Origin of the sequence: Corynebacterium fournieri (assembly GCF_030408775.1) — a bacterium.
GTDB classification, from domain to species: Bacteria; Actinomycetota; Actinomycetes; order Mycobacteriales; family Mycobacteriaceae; genus Corynebacterium; species Corynebacterium fournieri.
This window is the reverse complement of the sequence record NZ_CP047210.1, coordinates 105302-126672: the sequence shown is the minus strand read 5'-3', so window position 1 is coordinate 126672 and position 21371 is coordinate 105302. Positions and strand designations below refer to the sequence as shown.

Below are 21371 nucleotides of genomic sequence, written 5' to 3'. Positions count from 1 at the left end.
CCCTAAAGGAGCCACCATGGCAAAGTCCGTCCGTTCCCGCCGTACTGTCATCGCGGCAGGTACCCTGTCCCTTGCCCTCGTGGCACCGTTTGTCTCCCCTGTCCAGGCCCAGGAGACAACCACGCCGACGAGTGATGCTGAACCGGCGCCGGCGGAGCAGCCGTCGACAAGCGAAGGCACCTCTGCCGCCACCTTCGAGCCGCGCTTCGACACCGCAAACTTCTGGAACACCGATGAAGCTGTAGTCGAAGGGCTGCAGCTTCAGCCCGGCGACACCGTCGCACCGCGCACGAACACCATCTTCAACTGGGGCTTCAACAACAACGACGGCACGCTGACCCTGATCCGCCCGAAGTCCACCGCCGCCTTTGGCGCAGGTAAGAAGGACATCCCGGTGCGCGTGACCACCGCCGCCGGCGAGACCTTTGACACGACGCTGCGCGTCAACATCATCAACGAGCGCCCGGGCGCCGAATGGGAAAACCAGCTGACCTCCCGCTACCCGATGGACTTTGAGAAGTCCACGTCAGCGCAGTCCGTCGAGGGAATCACCCTGCCGGAGGGCGTCAGCGTGTCTAAGAGCGGAGCCGCTCTGCCGACTGGCTGGTCCGTCTCCAACGACGGCACCACCATCCGCGTCACCCCACCAACCACGTTCAAGGAGGGCGACTTCGACCTTCCGATTGAGGTGAACGACGGAACTGACACGTTCAAGACCACCCTGAAGATTGCGGCCAAGAACCCGTCAAAGACACCCGCAGAAACGGCAGGCACCGTCGCTAGCATCCTCGGGCCAATCCTGGGCAGCCTGATCGGTGCCGGTACCGGTGGCAATCTGATCGGCGGCCTGGGCGACATCATCGGTGGCTTAACCGGCGGTAACGGGGGCGGAAACACCGGCAATCAGAGTGGAACCAGCGGCAATCAGGGTGGAACCAGCGGTGACGGCGCGGGACGCTTGATCAACGTTGTGATCACCAACAACGCGAACCCGTCGAACATCGGCAACAACAACGGCAGCCCGAACGTGGTCATCACCGACAACGTCAACCCGCGGGACAACCTGTCCAACAATGGCAACCCGGTCATCACCGGCAATGCCAACCCGACTGTCGAGATCAAGGACAATCTGTCCAACAACGCCAACCCGACGGTAGTCATCACGGGCAACGCGAACCCGGTCATTACCGGCAACGCGAACGAGAACGGGTCCAACAACAGCGCCGTGGTGACTAACAACGCAAACCCATCCAACAACGGCTCGAACAACTCCGCCGTGGTGACCGGCAACGCGAACCCGTCCGTAGTTGTCACCGGAAACGCCAACCCGTCCGTAGTCGTCACCGGCAACGCCAACGAGAACGGCTCGAACAACTCCGCCGTGGTGACTAACAACGCGAACCCATCCAACAACGGCTCGAACAACTCCGCCGTCGTCACCGGCAACGCGAACCCGTCTGTAGTTGTGACCGGCAACGCCAACGACAACGGGTCCAACAACAGCGCCGTGGTGACTAACAACGCAAACCCATCCAACAACGGCTCGAACAACTCCGCCGTGGTGACCGGCAACGCGAACCCGTCCGTAGTTGTCACCGGAAACGCCAACCCGTCCGTAGTCGTCACCGGCAACGCCAACGAGAACGGCTCGAACAACTCCGCCGTGGTGACTAACAACGCGAACCCATCCAACAACGGCTCGAACAACTCCGCCGTCGTCACCGGCAACGCGAACCCGTCTGTAGTTGTGACCGGCAACGCCAACGACAACGGGTCCAACAACAGCGCCGTGGTGACTAACAACGCAAACCCATCCAACAACGGCTCGAACAACTCCGCCGTGGTGACTAACAACGCGAACCCATCCAACAACGGGTCCAACAACAGCGCCGTGGTGACTAACAACGCGAACCCATCCAACAACGGGTCGAACAACTCCGCCGTCGTCACCGGCAACGCGAACCCATCCAACAACGGGTCCAACAACAGCGCCGTCGTCACCGGCAACGCGAACCCATCCAACAACGGGTCCAACAACAGTGTCGTGGCAACCGGCAACGCCAACGCTGAGGTGCTCGTCACGGGCAACGCCAACGGCGGCTTGGTGGGCTTCGGCTCCTCCCGCAAGCGCCAGGACGAAAACGGCGATCACCTCATCGATGCGAACGTCGGCGTCGACGGCGGCTCCTCCGACCCGCGCTGCATCGCTTCCCTGGTGGGCTTGGGTCTCCCGCTGGTCGCTCTGATCCCGCTGGCACTGGCCAGCCAGGTTTACGTCCCGGGCCTCAGCGACACTGCCCAGCGGGCTGAGCGCGCATTCAACGACGCTGCACGCCAGTTCAACATCGAGCCTGCGCAGGTCACCGCCGCAGGTGGCGCCACAGTTGGTGTCGTCGCTGCCCTGCTCGTGACCGCAGCCGTCCGCACCTGCATCCCACGCGTCAACGGTGTCGATGTCACCGTCGGCGGCAGCAGCAACGGCAACAACAAGCCGGTCGCAACTGTCGCGGCCCCGGTGGTGGAGACCCGCCAGAGCTAACGCCTCCGCACCCCAGCCCCGCCCCCGCCGGCGGGGCATTTTTCTGCCCATTGCCGTGGCACTTCGCGGCGGAATCCATCAGACCCCGCACCCCAGAAACGCCGAAACCCCCGCCGAAGCGGGGGTGAAAGCGAGCGTGCGCCCGGAGGTGTCTGAAGTCACGACATATTTGACGGGGTGTGCCTGCGGAAGGCGTTGTGATCCTTGACAGGTCAGTCGCGTCATAGTTGACACTTAGGGTTACCTCAGTCGTGTCGGTGACGTTTGACTGGTGAGTCGGGACATGTTTGACACTATGAACAGTCCTAACCGCAACATCGCCATCGTCAGAGCCGTCAGAGGCCAAGGCGGCACACCCACCAACGTCGCCAAACGATTCGGCATCTCGCGCCAACGCGTCCACCAAATCCTCAACGCCTACGACGCCGGCGGCGCCGAGGCAATCGCACCGAAATCACGCGCCCCGCACACCCACCCGCACGCCGTCCCGGAAGCACTACGCAACGACATCATCAGCATCCGCAAACAACTCACCCGACACGGACTCGACGCCGGGCCCGAAACCATTGCCTACCACCTCGAACAGGCCGGCAAACGCGCCCCCTCAACCTCAACGATCCGCCGCATCCTCACCAACGAGGGCTTGATCACCCCGCAGCCGCAAAAGAAGCCGAAAAGCTCCTACATCCGCTTCGAAGCCGCGATGCCCAACGAATGCTGGCAAGCCGACATCACCCACCTCTTCCTCGCTGATAACACGCGGGTAGAAGTCCTCGACTTCCTCGACGACCACTCGCGATACCTGTTGTCAATCACCGCGGCCGCCGCATTTACAGGCCCCGCCGTCGCCGCCGAACTCACCCGCCTGATCGGCGCATACGGCCCGCCAGCATCCACGCTGACGGACAACGGACTGGTGTTCACCGCCCGCCTAGCCGGGCGCAAAGGCGGGCGAAACGCATTCGAAAAAGTGCTCGTCGCACACAAAATCCAACAGAAAAACGGCCGGCCAGGCCACCCCCAAACCCAAGGAAAAATTGAGCGATTCCACCAAACCATCAAAAAATGGATCACCGCCCGACCCCCAGCACAAACCATCGATGAGCTGCAACAACTCCTCAACGAGTTTCGCCAATACTACAACTGCACCCGACCCCACCGCGCCCTAGGCAGACGCACCCCGCAGCAGGCATACACCACCGGAGTCAAAGCCACACCCAACGACAACCCCAAAGAAGAATGGCGCACCCGAAACGACACAGTCGACAAAAACGGCAAAGTCTCCGTGCGCTACGCCGGCAAACTCTTCCACCTCGGCATCGGACGCGCCTACAAACACAAGAAAATCCTCATGGTCATCACCGACAACCACATCATCACATCACTGGTCGAAACCGGAGAAGTCATCACAGAGCACTACATCGACACCGCCTGCGACTACCAAAAGGCCTACTGGAAACACGGCGACCCACCACTGCACCCCAAATGAACAAAACCGGCACCCCAGAACAAAAACAACTGGGATGCCGGTCCGTCCAGCATGTCGCGACTCATGCGTCAAGCATGACGCGACTCATGACAGCGTGCGCCCGGAGGGATTCGAACCCCCAACCTTCTGATCCGTAGTCAGATGCTCTATCCGTTGAGCTACGGGCGCGGTGGCGGAGATGACAGGATTTGAACCTGCGGCCCCCGTCAAGGGGGCAACTCCTTAGCAGGGAGCCCCATTCGGCCACTCTGGCACATCTCCAGACCTTGCTCCACATTACCTGTTCGGCCCCGCGCGTCCAAATACTCGCCCGTTTCCCCAGCACGAAATCCGTATACTCGGCCACATGAAAATCCACACTTGGCTCACGTCCGGCCTCGCCGCCCGCGACAATTCCAACGACCCGTCTGACTACCTGGTTTGGTTCCCTGCCAACCTGGATTCGCTCACCACTGGCCCCTTGGTCGGCGAGAGCGCGTCTGTGCCGTTTTACCTCACCCCGAAAACGTCCGCGCTGACCAAGGCCGCTGAGGGCGTTGTTTTGCTGGGAGTCCCGCTCGGCGAGCTGGAGGGCAATTGGCGTTTCGACAACGTCGGCACCTCCACCGATCGCATCTCCGAGGTCACTGGCTTGCTCGGCGAGAATTTCGCGTACCGCAACGATGGTAGCGCCGTCGTCCAGCTGCGCGGCGAGTTCCCCGTTGAGAAGGTGCAGGTTGTTGCGGGCCAGAACCGCCCCGACACCAAGCGTGCAAAGGATTTGCTTATCGACGTCCCTTCGGACTTTCCCGGCGAACGCCAATTCCACACCATGCCGGAGCTCTTCCCTGACGAGCTCGTGTAGCCGACATCAGCAATAGAAAAACCGGCCAGGCGGGTAGCCTGGCCGGTTTTCGCTGTTACTTAGCGGTTATGCCGCGTCCTTGCTGGAGGACTGGCGGCCTTCCGCACCGGACTCCTTGGCGGAGGAGCCACCGATGGAGGTGAAGGCCTCGCCCTTCTCGTTGGAGCACCAGTCGTAGAGCACGCCGCCCGCGGCGATCAGTCCGATGATGCCAGCGGCGACGGTGCCGAAGCGCTGGACGTTCGGATCCTGTCCAAGCTCCGCGATACGACGGTTCGCCGCATCGATCTGGCCACGCAGCTCAGCGAACTGGTCGTTGTCGCGACCGCCACGGCCGCCGTGGCCCCAGTCCGGGCTGTTGCGGCGCATGGCCTCCTGGAACTGCGCGTTGATCTGGTTGACCTGCTCGTTGATCGCGCCCATGTACGGACGGGCGAGCTCGCCACCGAAGGCACCCAGCAGCGCCACCGGCACCAAGTACAGCAGCGGCGAGCGCACAGCGTTGGCCACGCAGCGGTCGAGCGTCTCGCTCGACGAGCCCTTCTCCGGCTTCTCGGTCGGCGGGGTCGGCTCGCCCGGCTTCGGCTTCTGCACACCAAGGTCGAGGTCCAGGTAATCCTTACCCTCTTCCACAGTGACCTTCTGGGTCACGCGCTTCGGGTCGGTCGGCTTCCAGTCGCGCGGGCGGTACTCAATCTCGTAGTCGCCCGGCTCGACGTCAACCTTCCAGTTACCGTCCTCGTCGGTGACGGTACGAGTGACCTCGTTGCCCTCCGGATCCTTCACAATCACGGTCACATCCGGAACACCCGTCTTCTCATTCGGGTCTTCCTTGCCGTCACCGTTCTCATCAATCCAGACACGATCGCCAATAGTGCCCGGCTTGACCGGCTCACACTCGCGACACGTATCAAGCTTCCTCAGACCAAGGTCGTAAGTGTCGTTGTACTCACCCGGCTTCACCGTCACCTTCGAAGCCAGACCAGACTCATCCGAACCCGGAACCTTACCGGTGACCTCCCAGCCATCCGGCTTCACAAAGCGAATGTCGTACTCAGCGTTCGGGTTCAGACCCTCAATCTTCCAATCACCGTTTGCATCGGTCACTGCAGAACGCGTCGGCTCACCCTCACGGGACACCAACACCACAACGTTTTCAAGGCCCTTCTCGTTCTCGCCCTGCTTACCGTCGCCGTCCTCGTCAACCCACACACGGTCACCAACAGAACCAGACGGCAGAACACCAAGGTCAACGTCGTCGCGCTTCTCACCCGGCTTGATCGTCACAGTGCGCTTGACCTGATCCGGCTGCGACGGGGTGTGACCACCCGGAACGTACTCAACAACGTAGTCGCCCGGCTCGACGTCAACCTTCCAGTTACCGTCCTCGTCGGTGACGGTACGAGTGACCTCGTTGCCCTCCGGATCCTTCACAATCACGGTCACATCCGGAACACCCGTCTTCTCATTCGGGTCTTCCTTGCCGTCACCGTTCTCATCAATCCAGACACGATCGCCAATAGTGCCCGGCTTGACCGGCTCACACTCGCGACACGTATCAAGCTTCCTCAGACCAAGGTCGTAAGTGTCGTTGTACTCACCCGGCTTCACCGTCACCTTCGAAGCCAGACCAGACTCATCCGAACCCGGAACCTTACCGGTGACCTCCCAGCCATCCGGCTTCACAAAGCGAATGTCGTACTCAGCGTTCGGGTTCAGACCCTCAATCTTCCAATCACCGTTTGCATCGGTCACTGCAGAACGCGTCGGCTCACCCTCACGGGACACCAACACCACAACGTTTTCAAGGCCCTTCTCGTTCTCGCCCTGCTTACCGTCGCCGTCCTCGTCAACCCACACACGGTCACCAACAGAACCAGACGGCAGAACACCAAGGTCAACGTCGTCGCGCTTCTCACCCGGCTTGATCGTCACAGTGCGCTTGACCTGATCCGGCTGCGACGGGGTGTGACCACCCGGAACGTACTCAACAACGTAGTCGCCCGGCTCGACGTCAACCTTCCAGTTACCGTCCTCGTCGGTGACGGTACGAGTGACCTCGTTGCCCTCCGGATCCTTCACAATCACGGTCACATCCGGAACACCCGTCTTCTCATCCGGGTCCTCCTTACCGTCACCGTTGGTGTCCTCCCAGACCTTGTCTCCGATGGAGCTGCGCTTCGGCGCTTCCGCAGTCGTGGTGGTGTGAATTGTGGTTGGCACCGGCTCCGGGACTTTTTCAGTCTTGGTGGTGGTCGTGGGTTCGCAATCACAGTCTGCCGTAGCAGTCGGAGTGACCGTTACCGTCGGTGCGGTCGAAGTAGGGGTGGTAGTGACGGTCGTCGGCGTCGTGGTTGCCGTGACGGTCTTGGTCCCAACTGTGGTGGTAACGGTGCCGGCCGTCGAGGTCGGCGTGGTCACCTTCGTCGGTGCCGTCGAGGTCGGCGTGGTCACCTTCGTCGGTGCCGTCGAGGTCGGAGTCGTCACCTCCGTTGGCGCCGTCGAGGTCGGCGTGGTCACCTTCGTCGGTGCCGTCGAGGTCGGCGTGGTCACCTTCGTCGGTGCCGTCGAGGTCGGCGTGGTCACCTTCGTCGGTGCCGTCGAGGTCGGCGTGGTCACCTTCGTCGGTGCCGTCGAGGTCGGCGTGGTCACCTTCGTCGGTGCCGTCGAGGTCGGCGTCGTGGTCACCGTCGTCGGAGTTACCGTAGCCGTCACTGATTCAGTGGTGACAGTCGTGGTCGCAGTCACGGATTTGGTTACCGTCGCAGGTGGTTCTGCAGGCGGATCCTCAGGTGTCTCCGGCTCCGCAGCTACAGTCGCGTTCAGCGTGTCTACCGCATTTGTGAAAAGCGGAGCGTTGCGACTCTCAATCTTCACTCCGAACTTCTCGTCGGGGGAAAACGCACACTGCGAGGATCGAATGTTTTGTTCGACATGCACCGTGGACCCTTCAGGTATCCAGATGTCTCCCGAAAAGGCCTTCTCATTAAGACGCCACTCGTAACGACGAAGCCAACGGTAGTTCTCGAAGCTAGTTCCATCCGCCCCTGTGAAGATTTCCGGAGACTCGGACGGATCAAGGGTCGACTGAGGATAGTCCGCTGAAGCGAACACCTCTTGCGTCAAGTCCTCACCCTCAGGCCCCGTCACTTTGAAGACAGGATCACCTTCAAGCGAGAAGTTGGGCGAGTCAGAGCCTAACCACAGGTCAGCGAGCCAAGTACCGTATTGGTCCGGATTGTCAAACTTAAGATCTCCTACAGCTTTTTGAACGCATTCGTCGTTTGTCTCTTCTAGACGAAAATCCCCGTAGGTCCAATCCAGCGTTGGGCGGATAACAACTTGAGATGCCACAGTGACATCTATCTCGTCTCCCTGTTCGGCAGTTTCCGAGACAGTTACCGGCAGGGTTAGCGTGAAGCCAGGATTCGCTCCCAAGGACGCTTTTTGATCGAACTCAAACAAAAACGATTGAGTCGTCGCCGAGTCTTCTCTCAAGTCTGCCAACTCACGGCTTTGTCCATCGTTCCACTTGAAGACCGCTTCGGAAGGGTCCACCGTGAACCTTTTATCTAGCTGCAGTTCTACGATCAACGCAGTCGCATCCGATTCGCCATATGTCCCGGCAGAACTCTCTGGATGGGGCACCTCAGAGTCGACACGTACTTCCATGTCGAAGGTGTCACCTGGCTGAACATTCACCTTCTCAGGGCTAACTGAGATCGAAGTGGCCGGCTTCGCACCAAGGTCGTCCCCGTGCTGAGTGGTGAGAGAGTCATCTTGGATGTACGCCCCCGCTACCGGCGGCACTGCAACTCCGCCGACGCCTAGCGCCACCGTGCTTACTACCGCGGCGACACTGCGCCACCAGCGGTTTTTCCTCGTGTTTGGTCGTTTATTCTCGCTCATTCATGTCCTCCGCATCAGCGAGCAATGCTTTTGAAACTATCTTTCCCGCTCCACGCCAGCGCATAAAAACGGGTGCGCCAGGGACTTTACACCCGACCACGAGGACTCCTCTAGGGTCTTCCCATAAATTCATTTGAATTTAACAATGGGAGGGAAACCGGAAGGCGTCGTTAAGCAAAGGCCCCGAAAAGTAATTGGCGGAGACGGCGGGATTTGAACCCGCGGAGGGATGAACCTCGCCGGTTTTCAAGACCGGTGCATTCGGCCGCTCTGCCACGTCTCCACGTCGCTAAGCATTTGCGACGAACATACTTTACAACACGAAAATGCGGGCCCCGCCAACCGGTGGGACCCGCATTTGCATTGACCGACTAGATGTTGATTCCGTACTTACGCGCTGCAACGCGAGCGGCGTCCGGAATGGAGATACCCGGGTGCTGCTGGGTGACGTTGAAAACCTCGAGCACGGACCAGATAAGGCCGACGGAGGATGCGAGACTCAAGAGGATGGAAACCATGGCAAACCCTTCTTTGGGAATATGGACGGAGCAATCTGACTATAACGATTAGACAACCTGTTTGTGGGCTGAATTCGTAATATTCTTTTAATCTTTAGTCACCCTCGACCCGGAGACCCACCCCGACAGTCATTGCCTACCTTTCAACGCGCTAGCCGCATCTCAATCACGGGTAGCCTGGCCGCATGAAAGCAATCAATGAGAAGCTCGCGCTTTACGACGCAGCTACGCCCACCCCGCAAGACGGCGAAGTGCTCGTGAAGGTCACCGCCGCCGGCGTGAACCGCGGCGATCTGATGCAGGCCGCGAGCAAGTACCCGCCGCCAAAGGGCGAATCGGAGATTATGGGCCTGGAGTGCGCGGGCGTGATCGTGGACCCGGGCACCACCACCAGGAAAAAGGGCGAAGAGGTCGGCTGCTTGCTCGCCGGCGGCGGCTACGCCGAGTACGTCGCGGTGCCGGAGGGCCAGCTCACGCCGATCCCTTCGGGCCTGACCGTGGAGGAGACCGCCGGCGTGGTCGAGGTGGCCTGCACGGTGTGGTCGAACCTGGGCATGATCGCCGGCATCCAACAGGGCAGCCGTGTGCTCATCCACGGCGGCTCGGGCGGCATCGGCTCGTTTGCCATCCAGATGTGCAAGGCCATGGGTTGCGAGGTCGCCGTCACCGCCGGCAGCCAAGACAAGTTGGAGTACTGCCGGGACCTGGGCGCGGACATCCTTATTAATTACAAGGAACAGGACTTCGCCGCGGAGCTGCCCGGGTGGGCGGACGCGATCCTCGACGTGGTCGGCGGGCCGTACCTGGAGCAGAACATTAAGGCGCTGAACACGGACGGCCACCTCATCGTCATCGCGGTGCAAGGCGGGCCGAAGGGCACCCTGTCGCTGGGGCGGATGATGCCGCGGCGCCTGTCCGTCACCGCCACCACCCTGCGCGCACGCCCGCGGCCGATGAAGGCGGCCATCGTCGCCTCAACCGTGGAACATGTCTGGCCGCTGATTGAATCCGGGCAGATCAAACCCAACATCTCCGCGCGCTTCCCGCTGGATCAGGCCAAGCAGGCGCACGAACACCTGGATTCGGGGGACAACACGGGCAAAATCCTTCTGGCTCTCTAGTGGCGCGTCAGCGCCACTAAGCAAGCGATGCGACGGTGCGCACCAACTGCTCAATGTCGTTCTGCGTGTTAAACGGCGACATGGCAATGGTCACCGCGCCGCCCATGTCGGCGACCCCCATGTCGTCCAGAAGCGGGGTCGCACATGTCTGCGTGGCCACAATCCCGTTGGCCAGCAGGCGGCGCAGCACCGTCTCGCTGGGCACGCCGGTCACGCCGAAGGCCAAGCGCGGAATGCGCTCCACACGCGCATCCGCCGCCGCCTCGCCGCTGACGCCGACGATGTGCACGGCAGGCAAAGTGCCCAAAAACGTGTGCAAATCATCGCGCAAGCCGTTGAGGTACGCCGTGGTCTCTCCCATCGAGTATTTCAGGCGGTTGCGGCGCGTCGCACGCTCGGAATAGCCCTCCACCAGGGAGGCGTAGTGGTCCACAACCGCCGGCACCGCGCCCGCAAGGCCCTGGGAGACCTCCAGATCCAGCGCGTCCATGTCCAGGCGCTTGAACATGGCGGTGTCGCGGAAGATCAGCGCGGCGATATCCGGCCCACCCAGCTGAGCGATGTCCACCGCGGCCACGTCAGCGCCCCAGGCCTCGAGGTCAACGGGCCGGTACGGGGCGTACGCGGTGGCGTCCACAAGCACCCACGCCCTCGACTTTTCGCGCACCGCCTCCACAATGTCGGCGACGCGCACCACGTTGCCCAGCTCCGCGTGCGCCGCCGGCACGGACACCAGGCGGGTGGAGCCGTCCGCGATCTCGCTGTACTGCCACGCCGGCAGATCACCGGTGGCCAGGTCCGCCTGCGCCCACGCCTCATCCAGCCCGGCGCGCCGCAGACGCTTGGTCAAATGCGGCCGGTCCAGCGGATTGAGCACGATAGAGGAATTACGGCGCAACATCGGCTTCATCGCGTTGACCAGCGCCGAGTACAGTGCAGGCACGCTCGGGCCCAGCACCACCTGGTCCGCCGCCACACCGGTCAGGTCCGCGATGGCCACCCGCGCCGCCTCCGGGTACTGCGCCCCTTCCGGCTGGCCCAACGCCTCCTTCGAGTGCGAGCCCAGGGACGGCTCCGGCAACGGCACCGTCGCCGCACTGCGGAAGCTACGCGAGACCGCAGACGCGACCTTCTCCGGCACCTGCGGCCTGTCGTGCGCGTTCAGATACGTCCAGCCGCTGCCAAGCGAGGTATACAAACCGCGCACACCCCACACGTCATACGCCACGGCCGACCTCCCTTCAGGCAAGAATGCCCCAATTATGCACGCCCGTCCGACACGGCGCACACCGCCAGCTCGGGCGCTGAAATCTGGTGCACTAGGGTGATCTGCGTGCACAACGTAGAACAGCTGCGCGCAGACGTCGCCCGCATGACCAGCCCTCCGGGCGAAGACACGCCGCCGTCTCAGTCCAAGACCTTCCGCCGCGCGTTCGATGACCTTGTCCGCGGCTGGGGCCAGCACGAGTTGTGGCTCCAGCTGGGGTGGCAGGACATCAAGCAGCGCTACAAGCGCTCCACGCTCGGCCCGCTGTGGATCACCATCGCCACCGGCGTGATGTCGCTGGCGCTGGGCCTGCTGTATTCCATGCTGTTCCAGATCGACGTGGCCGAGTTCCTCCCCCACGTCACCGTCGGCTTCATCGTCTGGGGTTTCATCTCCGGCTGCATCAAGGACGGCGCGAACGTCTTCATCGAAAACGAAGGCCTGATCAAACAGCTCCCCTCCGCCCTGTCGGTGCACGTGTACCGCCTGGTGTGGCGCCAGTTGCTGTTTTTGGCGCACAACATGGTGATCTGGCTGCTGCTGGTGCTGATCTTCCGCATCCCGCTGACCTTGCACACCCTGCTGTTCATCCCCGGCCTGGCGTTGTTGGTGGTCAACGGCGTGTGGGTGTCCATGTTCTTCGGCATGGTGGCCACCCGCTTCCGCGACGTCGCCCCGCTGCTAGAGGCCCTGGTGCAGCTACTGTTCTACGTCACCCCGATCGTCTGGACCACGCGCACGCTCAAGGAGCAGGGCGGCGAGGTCGCCCAGCGCGCCATGCTCGCGGAGATCAACCCCCTGTACCACTACCTCGAGATCGTGCGGGCCCCGCTTATCGACGAACCTCTGGCCTCCTACCACTGGGTCATCGTCCTGGCGTGCACGGTGGTCGGCGTCCTGATCACTTTGCTTGCCATGAAGCGTTGGCGCTTCCGCGTGCCGTACTGGGTTTAGGAGTTTCACCGTGGTTTCCATCGACACCTACAACGCCTGCGTCGACTTTCCCATCTTCGACGCCAAGTCCCGGTCTTTGAAGAAGGCCATGATGTCCTCCGCTGGCGGCAACATCGGCAAAAACGCCTCCAACACCGTGGTCGTGGAGGCGCTCCGCGACATCAACCTGCACCTGCGCGAAGGCGACCGCGTCGGCCTGGTCGGACACAACGGCGCTGGCAAGTCCACCTTGTTGAGGCTCCTGTCCGGCATCTACGAGCCCACCCGCGGCGTCGCCGACGTGCGCGGCCGCGTCGCCCCGGTGTTCGATCTCGGCGTGGGCATGGACCCGGAGATCTCCGGCTACGAAAACATCATCATCCGCGGGCTGTTTCTGGGCCAGACGCGCAAGCAGATGAAGGCCAAGATGGACGAGATCGCGGAGTTCTCCGAGCTCGGCGACTATCTCAACATGCCCCTGCGCACCTACTCCACCGGCATGCGCGTCCGCCTGGCCCTTGGCGTGGTCACCTCTATCGAGCCGGAGATCCTGCTTCTGGACGAGGGCATCGGCGCCGTCGACGCAGCCTTCATGGCCAAGGCCCGGGTGAAGCTGGCCGAGATGGTGGAAAAGTCCGGCATCTTGGTCTTCGCCTCCCACTCCAACGACTTTTTGGCCCAGCTGTGCAACACCGCCCTGTGGGTGGACAAGGGCGAGATCCGGGAGGCCGGCCTAGTCGCGGACGTGGTGGGCGCCTACGAGGGCCCCGAAACCGGCGAGTACGTCGCGGAGCTGGTGGAGCGCTTCCACGGGGACCCCGCCTAGGGAATTTGGGGAAATAGTTCAGCCGGGCGTTGAATTACTCCACCGAGAGACGCGGAATAATTCAGAACCCCCAGGTGGCAGCACGCGCCCTGCGGAAAAGTTCAATCAGCCGGGCTGCCCGGCTGAACTTTTCTGCATCAGCCCTTCGATCAGCCTGATGCACTCGAACATGGTCTCCGAGGCGCAACGCGCTGGCGTCCAACCAGCCATTGTCATCTTGATGGTGATGGACGAGTCCTTCTTTCGTTGTTTCCACTCCAAGTGGTGGGCGCCGTCGTACATGATGGCGATCTTCAGCTCCGGAATAGCCAGGTCAAAGACGGTGACGACCTTGCCGTCCACGATGAGCGGCACTTGTTCTTCCACGGTGTATCCGTAGCGGTCGGCTAGGGCCGTAACCAGCAAGCGCATCTCCGTTTCCTTGGGGGAGTCCGCACGGCAGCTGCTGCTGGCCAGAAGGCTTTTCAGCCAACGCGAGTCAAGTTTCCCCCTCGCCGCGACTTGGATCTCTCGCACCGACAGACCGAGGAAGCGACGAGCGCAGTCGACGAGCTGGAGCGCCATTATTTCCGACGGCTGCCGGCCTGCTACATCGACAACACCCCACCTGTGTTCACCCTTTTTCACCTGCTGTAGCGCTTGCACCACCGCATCAGCGGGGGCAGCCGCCCGAAGGGCAACTCCGCGGTGGTGCAACTGCCAGGTGGAGACAGGGGCACGCGAGGGCCTCCGCACTGTCGGCGAGTGCTCTCCTCCAACTGCGGACCGGGCGGCCGTAGCGCAGAACAACAGCGTGTCCGCGCCCTCCACCAGGAAAGGCAGCCCGTACAACGCCAGTGCCGAAAACCCGCCGACCACGGCACCGGGCCGCTCCACTGTATGGGCAACTGCGCGCGCCGCTGCCGGGGCCCAGTAGAGCACCCCGCGCGGGTGGTGTTTGGCCCCCAGCTCCACCTGCCACTGCTCCCGGCAATGGTCCACCGGTAGATAGCGCTGCCCGCTGACCCTCCTGTACTCCATCCCCGCAGTCCGTTGGCTCGCGTGAGTGAGCACCGCTTCGAACTCGACATTCATTCCGTCATGCACTTTCCCCATGCCTGGTTAGACGCGAAAAGTGCGCGTTTGGATCCCTCGGGCACAATAAAGGGCATGACTGCGCTGAATCCCCGCGGCACGACGGCCGCCGTGATTGTCACCCACCGCCGCGTTGAGCTGCTGAGGCATTCGCTCGAGCAGGTGGTGAACCAAACGCACCCGGTGGATTGGGTGATTGTGGTGGATAACGGCGCGCAGGAGGAGGTGGAGCGGCTGCTGCAGGACCTCGCGGGCGAACGCGCCGTCTACCTGCCTTCCAGGACCAATCTCGGCGGGGCGGGCGGCTTCGCGTACGGGTTCCTCCACGCGCTGGCGCTGGGCGCGGACGCGATCTGGTGCGCGGACGACGACGGCCGCCCGAAAGACGAGCACGTCCTTGAAGAGCTCTACCGAACCGCGGCGAAGCACCAGTTGGCGGAGGTCTCGCCTGTGGTGGCCAACATCGACGACCCGGAAAAACTCGCCTTCCCGTTGAGGCAGGGCACCACCTGGCACCGCCGCGTGGATGAGTTAGAAGGCGATTTCCTGCCCCAGTACGCCAGCTTGTTCAACGGCGCGTTGATCAGCGCGGCGGCGATGGAGCGCATCGGTGTACCGGACTACCGCCTGTTCATCCGCGGCGACGAGGTGGAGTACCACCGCCGCCTGGCACAAAGCGGTATGAAGTACGGCACTGCGCTGACCACCTTTTACCTACACCCGGATGGCTCGGGCGAGTTCCATCCCATCATGGGCGGCCGCGCGCACGCGCAGTTTCCGGACAACCCCACGAAGCGTTACTTCACGTACCGCAACCGCGGCTACATCATCAACCAGCGCGGCATGAAGAAGATGCAGTTGCAGGAGATTGTGCGCTTCGGCTGGTTCTTCTTGCTGGAGAAGAAGGACCCGAAGGCGTTTATCGAGTGGCTGGGGCTGCTTCGGAGGGGCGCGAAAGAGGACTTCCGGAGGCCTTAGATTCGCGGAAGATCCAGTGGCGCTGCAGCTCGAAGTTGGTCACGGTGGCCACGCCTTGGGCGATGATGAAGGAGACGAGGTTCTTCCACGGGTTCACCAAGCCTAACGACGCCAAAGGGGCATCCGTCACCCTCCACAGAACCAGCTGGACCGCGAAGGTCACCGCGTAGAGCACGAACACGGCGCTGGCCTTCTTCGCGTTGATCTTGGCGTTGAAGGAGAACTTGGAGTTGAGCACGTAGGCGGCGATGGTGCCGAAGACCCAGCCGACGGCCTTGGCAACGTCGCGCTGCCACCCCAACGGCACGTCCAGGGTGTAGGTGATGCCGAAGTCGATCACGGCGCAGCCGACGCCGATGACCAAGAACGGGATGAGCTGCTGTTTCAGGGTAGAAGTGGATGCCACGGGCGAATACCCTACCCGCGCATGAGCTGGCGGTAGATATCCAGCATCTCCGCTGGGGCCCTTTCGCCGCCGATGTTGTCCAGCTGGGAGAGGGATTCGGGGCAGAGGGACCGGAGGTCGTCGATAGGCAGGGGCTCGTAGCCCAAGGAGGCGTAGATGCTCTCCGCGATCTGCGCGGTTTCCTCGCCGGCGCAGCAGGTCAGGGCGAACACGAGGGACCAGAACGCGTCGCGGGCCCGGCGCTCGCGCTCCACGGGCAGCTGCTGCAGGCGCGGGCCCGTCCCGACGTCCAAGGCTTGCAGCAGCGGGGCGAAGTCGTGCCCACCGGCGCGGTCCATGAACTCGCGCACCTCCGCGCGCAGCCCCGGCAGCTGCACCTCCCCCATCAGGCGAGCGTTGACATCGACGATGTCGAAGGGCACCGAGCCGAACGAGCCGGAGCCGGCCACGCACACGGACGGCGGGGTGGACTCGTCGCGCGGGTACAGGTTGGCCAGCTGCATCTCGAAGGACCACAAGCCTTTGGAGAAGTGGGTGGATTGGCCGGGGGACTGTAAGACGTCGCAAAGCAGACGCTCCTGGGGCGCATCCGCGCCGACGCCCTCGATGCCGAAGACCTCGCCCACCACGTCGCAGCACCGCGCGATCGTGGTGTTTTCGTCGATGCCGACCCAGCGGTACACCACCTCGTCTGAGACCAGCCCGACGCGCACGAGCAGCGTCGCGCCGGCACGGCGGTCCTCCAGACGGATCACCGGCGCGAGGTGGTCTGAGCGGTAGAGGGTGCTGGACATGGCGCCCAATATAGGCTTTCTTTCTATGAGGAAGCATTACAAAGGCGACGACCCGCACGCGATCCACGAGGCAGCGCAGCGTATCGACGCTCCGTTGTCCGACTTCATGGTCCGCCTCATGGCAGAGGAATTGCCCTTCGTGGATTCGAAGGGGCGCACCCGCATCTACGAGATCCTGCGCGAGCACAAGGAAGCGGGCAAACCTGTGATTTCCAGCCAAGAGGAGCTCCCCGCGGAGATTCGTAGCATCATGGACCTGTAACCGGCGGTAGGGTTATGGCCATGGAACTGACGACCCAATCTCTCTACGGCTGGGGCCGCACCGCCCCTTCCACCGCGCAGGTCCTTTCCACCGCTGACGTGGACACCATCGCGCAAGCAGTCAAGCAAGTCGCCGACGAAAACTCCGAACTGCCGGAGCACAAGCGGCGCGGCATCATCGCCCGCGGCATGGGCCGCTCCTACGGCGACCCCGCCCAAAACGGCGGCGGCCTGGTCGTGGACATGACGCCGTTGAACCGCATCCACTCCATCGACCCGGACACCGGCATCGTCGACGTGGACGCAGGCGTGACCCTGGACCAGCTGATGAAGGCCGCGCTGCCGTACGGTCTGTGGGTTCCGGTGCTGCCGGGCACCCGTCAGGTCACCATCGGCGGCGCCATCGGCCCCGACATTCACGGTAAGAACCACCACTCCGCAGGATCTTTCGGCGACCACGTGCTGTCCATGGAGCTGCTGGTGGCCGACGGCCGGGTGCTGCACCTGGAGCCGACCGGCGAGACCGCAGAGCTGTTTTGGGCCACCGTCGGCGGCATGGGCCTGACCGGCATCATTTTGCGCGCGCGCATCCAGATGACGTTCACGGAGACCGCCTACTTCATCTCGGACACCGACCGCACCGACACCCTCGACGAGACGATCGCGCTGCACTCCGACGGCTCCGAGGTCAACTACACCTACTCCTCCGCCTGGTTCGACGCGATCTCCGGCCCGCCGAAGACCGGCCGCTCCACCATCTCCCGCGGCTCCCTGGCCACCCTGGACCAGCTCAAGGAGTACGCGCCGAAGCTGGCCAAGAACCCGCTGAAGTTCAACGCCCCGCAGCTGATGACGGTGCCGGACGTCTTCCCGTCCTGGACCATGAACAAGCTGTCGCTGATGGCCATCGGCGAGGCGTACTACCTGATGGGCAAGCCGTCGCGCAACGACATCAAAAACCTCACGCAGTTCTACCAGCCGCTGGATCTCATCGGCGAGTGGAACCGCGGCTACGGCAAGGCCGGCTTCCTGCAGTACCAGTTCGTGGTGCCGACCGACGCCGTGGAGCCGTTCAAGGACATCATCTACGACATCCAGACCTCCGGCCACTACACGGCCCTGAACGTGTTCAAGCTGTTCGGCGAGGGCAACCAGGCGCCGCTGTCCTACCCGATGAAGGGCTGGAACGTGTGCGTGGACTTCCCGATCCGCCCGGGCCTCAACGAGTTCCTGGACCGCCTGGACGACCAGGTCATGCAGTTCGGCGGCCGCCTCTACCTGGCTAAGGAGTCCCGCACCTCCGCCGAGAAGTTCCACAAGATGTACCCGGAGCTGCCCGGCTGGCTGAAAACCCGCCGCAACATCGACCCGACCGGCGTGTTCGCGTCCGACATGTCCCGCCGACTTGAGCTGAACTAAGGAGAACCGACCATGTTGAATGCAGTAGGCCAAGCCCAGCACATCCTGCTCCTCGGCGGCACCAGCGAGATCGGCCTCGCCATCGTCGCTGAGCTCGCCTCCCGCGGCGGCAACCCCACCGTCACCCTGTGTGCGCGCAAGGACTCCCCGCGTATCGACGGCGCGATCTCGGCCGTCCAACAAGCCGGCGCAGGCCACGTGCGCCTGATCGACTTCGATGCGCTCGATTTCGCCTCCCACCCGGCCGTCATCGACGCGGCCTTTGAGGACGGCGAGGTCGACGTTGCCGTGGTCGCCTTTGGCACCCTCGGTGACCAGGAACAGCTCTGGCAAGACCAGGCTGCGGCAGTCGCGTCCGCGCAGACCAATTTCACCGCCCCGATGTCCGTCGGCGTCCTGCTGGGCCAGCACATGAAACGCCAGGGCAACGGCAAGATCATCGCCCTGTCCTCCGTGGCGGGCCAGCGCGTGCGCCGCTCCAACTTCGTCTACGGTGCCTCCAAGGCCGGCATCGACGGGTTCTACCTGCAGCTCGGCGAGGCGCTCAAGGACGACGGCGTGACCGTCACCGTGGTCCGCCCCGGCCAGGTGCGCACCAAGATGACCGACGGCCTCGACGAGGCCCCGCTCACCGTGAACAAGGAAGATGTCGCCGAGGCCGCCGTCGAGGCCGCCCTGGCCGGCAAGTCCTCCGTGTTCGTGCACAAGCTCTTCGGCCCCATCTCTCTGGTGCTGAAGGCCATCCCGGCGCCGATCATGAGCAAGCTGAACTTCTAGTACTGCGCGCATAATTCAGCCGCGACCCGTCCCCGCTGACGGATCGCGGCTGAATTTGTCAGACGGGCCCTATTTCCCCAGGACCCTGACTTTTTCTGCCTGAAAGTGTCAGAACCACCTAGTCGTTCGCCCGGCCCATCCCGAGCAGCACCTGCTCGCGAAGCCGACCGGTCCCCACCACCGCCAGGACACAGCCAACCAGCGCGACCGCAACAAGCCCGCCGAACAGCACCAACTTGTCCATCACATTGACGTGGACCACGACCATGGCGGTGCCCATCAGGCTGCCCATGCCGAATCCCAGCAGGGCCACCACCAGCATTGGAACCCCAACCTCGCGCACGGCCACCTTGGTGTGGAACGCGGCCGGCGCGCCAATGAAGTAGAGCGATTTGGTCAGTTGCTTCTGCTCCACCACGGCCAGTGCCTGAGTGAGCAGGGTGGATGACACCAGCAAGACCGCCGCGAAGACGGCGGTGATAGCCACACCGGGGGGAGTATCACCCGTGATCATCTTCAGGACGGGCTCTTCCTCGACTTCCGGTACTGCGGAGATCCAGGCGCCAATACCGCCAATGAACGCCACGAAGTACAGGGCGGTCACTCGCTTCCAGGTGGTTTTCGCGCCTCGGCCGACCCGACGCGTGGCAACGTAGTTTGCGGCCCCGGGGACCCGGTAGCTCAGGCGTGCGAGGAGTTGGATCACGCCGACGGCGATCAGTGCGTTGACGTTGAGAATGCCGCCGGCTACGACCAGCACCACCACGAACTCCAACGCGTCTGCCTGCGGAGCGATGCTCAGCGAGCTTAGGTAGCGGTACAGCACCACCGCACCAACCAGTGAGAGCACCAGCGTGATCATGTTCTGTCCCTTTGGTGGGATTTTCTTGGTGACGCCGAGTGGGGTGACGGAGACTCGTCGCAAAGCAAGCCACACTGAGCACGCAGCCAACACCAGCACGACGATCCAGGCGATGGGGATGACCCACCAGGTGAGCATTTCCCAGGTGTCGACGCGCTTTTCCTGGAACGTCAGCAAACTCCACGCCGGGCACGTAACTATGTACAGCACCGAGCCCAGCACCAACCCGACAAGCGCCTGGCGCAGCGATTCCAGGATCATCATCCCGCGTACCTCGCCGGCGGTCGCGCCGATGAGGCGAAGCACCGCCAGGTGCTCCTCGCGCCCGCCCAGGTTCGCGCGCGCGGCCTGGGTGAGCAGACCCAACAGGCTCGGCACGAGCAGCACGCACGCGAATAGCGCGAGGAAGATATACGTGATGGAGATCGGCCCGCCCAGGTCTTTCGAGACTTCCACGAGCGCCTCGTGCGGGTGTCTGTCGCGCGCCACGAACATCCAGGTGCCGCCCATAAGGGTGCACAGCATCCAGGTCGCCACCGTCACCGCAACCAGCGACAGCGCACGCACCCAACGCTCGCCGATCTGCCGCTGCGAGCGCCCTTCGCTTGTCTGCGACACCGCCGACCGCATCAACGTCACCGCACTCATCGCGCCACCTCCGAGTGGATCAGGCCGTCGCGGATTTCAACGCGGCGGCTGCACCAGTCGGCGATCTTCGGGTCGTGCGTAACCACCACGAGTGCTACACCGAACTTCTGGCACACGGCCACGATCTGCTGCATGACTTCGTGGCCGGTGGCCTGGTCCAGAGCCGCGGTTGGCTCGTCGGCGAACACGACAGACGGCGGCCCGGCCAAAGCACGCGCGATGGCTACGCGCTGCCCCTGGCCACCGGAGAGCTGCCCCGGGTACCGGTCCACATAGGCACCCAAGCCCAGGCGTGTGAGCATGTCAATGGCTTCGTCGTGTGCTTGCGACCGCGGCACCCCGCGCATGATCTGCGGCAGGGCGACGTTTTCGGTGGCGGTCAGCTCCGGCAGCAACTGGCCGTCTTGGAAGATGAAGCCGAAGTGCTCCAGGCGCAGGCGCGAGCGTTCGGCGTCGCTCATTGCGGCTACATCGCGGCCGTCGAACAGCACCTCGCCCTGGTCGGGAACGAGCACGCCGGACATGCAGTGCAGCAGCGTCGATTTACCAGAGCCCGAAGGCCCCATGATGGCCACGGATTCGCCGTCGCCCACCGTCAGACTGATGCCTTCGAGGACCCGCTGCTGGGGGAATGACTTAGTGATGTCTCTGAGTTCAAGCATGGTTTCCATTTCACAGGTGGTCGTGGCTAAGCACTATGGCCCTG

The 21371-nt window shown here is 63.0% G+C and carries 19 protein-coding genes and 3 tRNA genes; 11 read left to right on the top strand and 11 right to left on the bottom strand.

Annotated features, from left to right (window positions below; all coding sequences use genetic code 11):
• Nucleotides 1-16 precede the first annotated feature (16 nt).
• Together CFOUR_RS00520 and CFOUR_RS00515 are read left to right on the top strand one after the other, a co-directional pair.
• A complete protein-coding gene (locus CFOUR_RS00520; RefSeq protein ID WP_290179589.1) occupies nucleotides 17-2539 on the top strand; it encodes a beta strand repeat-containing protein in 2523 nt (840 codons plus the stop codon).
• Between the two features lie 295 nt (nucleotides 2540-2834).
• Nucleotides 2835-4028, top strand: coding sequence for an IS481 family transposase (locus CFOUR_RS00515; protein ID WP_085958330.1), 1194 nt, complete (start codon nucleotides 2835-2837; stop codon nucleotides 4026-4028).
• Nucleotides 4029-4123: 95 nt separating this feature from the next.
• Here CFOUR_RS00515 and CFOUR_RS00510 read toward each other — a convergent pair.
• Both CFOUR_RS00510 and CFOUR_RS00505 read right to left on the bottom strand, forming a co-directional pair.
• Nucleotides 4124-4196: transfer RNA gene (locus CFOUR_RS00510), tRNA-Arg, on the bottom strand.
• Nucleotides 4197-4198: 2 nt separating this feature from the next.
• A tRNA-Ser gene (locus tag CFOUR_RS00505) sits at nucleotides 4199-4289 on the bottom strand.
• Between the two features lie 85 nt (nucleotides 4290-4374).
• Here CFOUR_RS00505 and CFOUR_RS00500 point away from each other — a divergent pair.
• Complete coding sequence (locus CFOUR_RS00500; protein WP_085956978.1) at nucleotides 4375-4872, top strand: hypothetical protein; 498 nt, start codon at nucleotides 4375-4377, stop codon at nucleotides 4870-4872.
• 66 nt (nucleotides 4873-4938) lie between these two features.
• Here CFOUR_RS00500 and CFOUR_RS00495 read toward each other — a convergent pair whose 3' ends face one another.
• On the bottom strand, nucleotides 4939-7095 hold the full coding sequence (locus CFOUR_RS00495) for an SdrD B-like domain-containing protein (protein WP_290179588.1): 2157 nt from the start codon (nucleotides 7093-7095) through the stop codon (nucleotides 4939-4941).
• 109 nt (nucleotides 7096-7204) lie between these two features.
• On the opposite strand from CFOUR_RS00495, the gene CFOUR_RS00490 reads away from it, so the two are divergent.
• Nucleotides 7205-7876 carry a hypothetical protein gene (locus tag CFOUR_RS00490; protein ID WP_290179587.1) on the top strand — a complete coding sequence of 224 codons (672 nt, stop codon included), beginning with the start codon at nucleotides 7205-7207 and terminating at the stop codon, nucleotides 7874-7876.
• Nucleotides 7877-8976: 1100 nt separating this feature from the next.
• Here the strand turns inward: CFOUR_RS00490 and CFOUR_RS00485 are convergent.
• Nucleotides 8977-9064 (bottom strand) — tRNA-Ser (locus tag CFOUR_RS00485).
• Between the two features lie 88 nt (nucleotides 9065-9152).
• Nucleotides 9153-9299: a hypothetical protein gene (locus CFOUR_RS00480; RefSeq protein ID WP_179154779.1), complete on the bottom strand. Its 147-nt coding sequence runs from the start codon at nucleotides 9297-9299 to the stop codon at nucleotides 9153-9155.
• Nucleotides 9300-9484: 185 nt separating this feature from the next.
• Here CFOUR_RS00480 and CFOUR_RS00475 point away from each other — a divergent pair, with 185 nt between their 5' ends.
• Nucleotides 9485-10420 carry an NAD(P)H-quinone oxidoreductase gene (locus CFOUR_RS00475; RefSeq protein WP_085956981.1) on the top strand — a complete coding sequence of 312 codons (936 nt, stop codon included), beginning with the start codon at nucleotides 9485-9487 and terminating at the stop codon, nucleotides 10418-10420.
• 16 nt (nucleotides 10421-10436) lie between these two features.
• Here the strand turns inward: CFOUR_RS00475 and CFOUR_RS00470 are convergent, their stop codons facing one another.
• Nucleotides 10437-11648 carry an aminotransferase class V-fold PLP-dependent enzyme gene (locus CFOUR_RS00470; protein WP_085956982.1) on the bottom strand — a complete coding sequence of 404 codons (1212 nt, stop codon included), beginning with the start codon at nucleotides 11646-11648 and terminating at the stop codon, nucleotides 10437-10439.
• A 144-nt stretch (nucleotides 11649-11792) separates the two neighbouring features.
• On the opposite strand from CFOUR_RS00470, the gene wzm reads away from it, so the two are divergent.
• Both wzm and wzt read left to right on the top strand, forming a co-directional pair.
• Nucleotides 11793-12641 carry a galactan export ABC transporter permease subunit Wzm/RfbD gene (wzm, locus tag CFOUR_RS00465; protein ID WP_085958359.1) on the top strand — a complete coding sequence of 283 codons (849 nt, stop codon included), beginning with the start codon at nucleotides 11793-11795 and terminating at the stop codon, nucleotides 12639-12641.
• A gap of 10 nt (nucleotides 12642-12651) precedes the next feature.
• Nucleotides 12652-13446: a galactan export ABC transporter ATP-binding subunit Wzt/RfbE gene (gene wzt, locus CFOUR_RS00460; RefSeq protein WP_085956983.1), complete on the top strand. Its 795-nt coding sequence runs from the start codon at nucleotides 12652-12654 to the stop codon at nucleotides 13444-13446.
• A 105-nt stretch (nucleotides 13447-13551) separates the two neighbouring features.
• Here the strand turns inward: wzt and CFOUR_RS00455 are convergent, their stop codons facing one another.
• Nucleotides 13552-14520, bottom strand: coding sequence for a putative endonuclease domain-containing protein (locus CFOUR_RS00455; protein WP_085956984.1), 969 nt, complete (start codon nucleotides 14518-14520; stop codon nucleotides 13552-13554).
• Nucleotides 14521-14595: 75 nt separating this feature from the next.
• Here CFOUR_RS00455 and glfT1 point away from each other — a divergent pair, with 75 nt between their 5' ends.
• Nucleotides 14596-15498, top strand: coding sequence for a galactofuranosyltransferase GlfT1 (glfT1, locus tag CFOUR_RS00450; protein ID WP_085956985.1), 903 nt, complete (start codon nucleotides 14596-14598; stop codon nucleotides 15496-15498).
• Here glfT1 and CFOUR_RS00445 read toward each other — a convergent pair.
• Both CFOUR_RS00445 and CFOUR_RS00440 read right to left on the bottom strand, forming a co-directional pair.
• On the bottom strand, nucleotides 15440-15904 hold the full coding sequence (locus CFOUR_RS00445) for a GtrA family protein (RefSeq protein WP_230471757.1): 465 nt from the start codon (nucleotides 15902-15904) through the stop codon (nucleotides 15440-15442). The genes glfT1 and CFOUR_RS00445 overlap by 59 nt on opposite strands.
• A gap of 11 nt (nucleotides 15905-15915) precedes the next feature.
• The gene (locus CFOUR_RS00440) at nucleotides 15916-16698 is read right to left on the bottom strand and encodes a hypothetical protein (RefSeq protein ID WP_230471758.1); all 783 of its coding nucleotides are present in this window, start codon (nucleotides 16696-16698) and stop codon (nucleotides 15916-15918) included.
• A gap of 25 nt (nucleotides 16699-16723) precedes the next feature.
• Here CFOUR_RS00440 and CFOUR_RS00435 point away from each other — a divergent pair, with 25 nt between their 5' ends.
• Genes CFOUR_RS00435 through dprE2 form a run of 3 tightly spaced genes read left to right on the top strand, consistent with a single transcriptional unit; the run spans nucleotide 16724 to nucleotide 19155 of the window.
• Nucleotides 16724-16960 carry a hypothetical protein gene (locus tag CFOUR_RS00435; protein WP_085956986.1) on the top strand — a complete coding sequence of 79 codons (237 nt, stop codon included), beginning with the start codon at nucleotides 16724-16726 and terminating at the stop codon, nucleotides 16958-16960.
• 20 nt (nucleotides 16961-16980) lie between these two features.
• Nucleotides 16981-18378, top strand: a complete 1398-nt coding sequence (dprE1, locus tag CFOUR_RS00430; RefSeq protein ID WP_413540771.1) for a decaprenylphosphoryl-beta-D-ribose oxidase — start codon at nucleotides 16981-16983, stop codon at nucleotides 18376-18378.
• Nucleotides 18379-18390: 12 nt separating this feature from the next.
• Nucleotides 18391-19155, top strand: coding sequence for a decaprenylphospho-beta-D-erythro-pentofuranosid-2-ulose 2-reductase (gene dprE2, locus CFOUR_RS00425; protein ID WP_085956988.1), 765 nt, complete (start codon nucleotides 18391-18393; stop codon nucleotides 19153-19155).
• A 118-nt stretch (nucleotides 19156-19273) separates the two neighbouring features.
• Here the strand turns inward: dprE2 and CFOUR_RS00420 are convergent, their stop codons facing one another.
• On the bottom strand, nucleotides 19274-20665 hold the full coding sequence (locus CFOUR_RS00420; RefSeq protein WP_290179579.1) for an FtsX-like permease family protein: 1392 nt from the start codon (nucleotides 20663-20665) through the stop codon (nucleotides 19274-19276).
• Entirely contained in the window at nucleotides 20662-21336 is a 675-nt protein-coding gene (locus CFOUR_RS00415; protein ID WP_085956990.1) for an ABC transporter ATP-binding protein, read from the bottom strand. The genes CFOUR_RS00420 and CFOUR_RS00415 overlap by 4 nt, the downstream gene beginning before the upstream one ends.
• Between the last annotated feature and the right edge of the window lie 35 nt (nucleotides 21337-21371).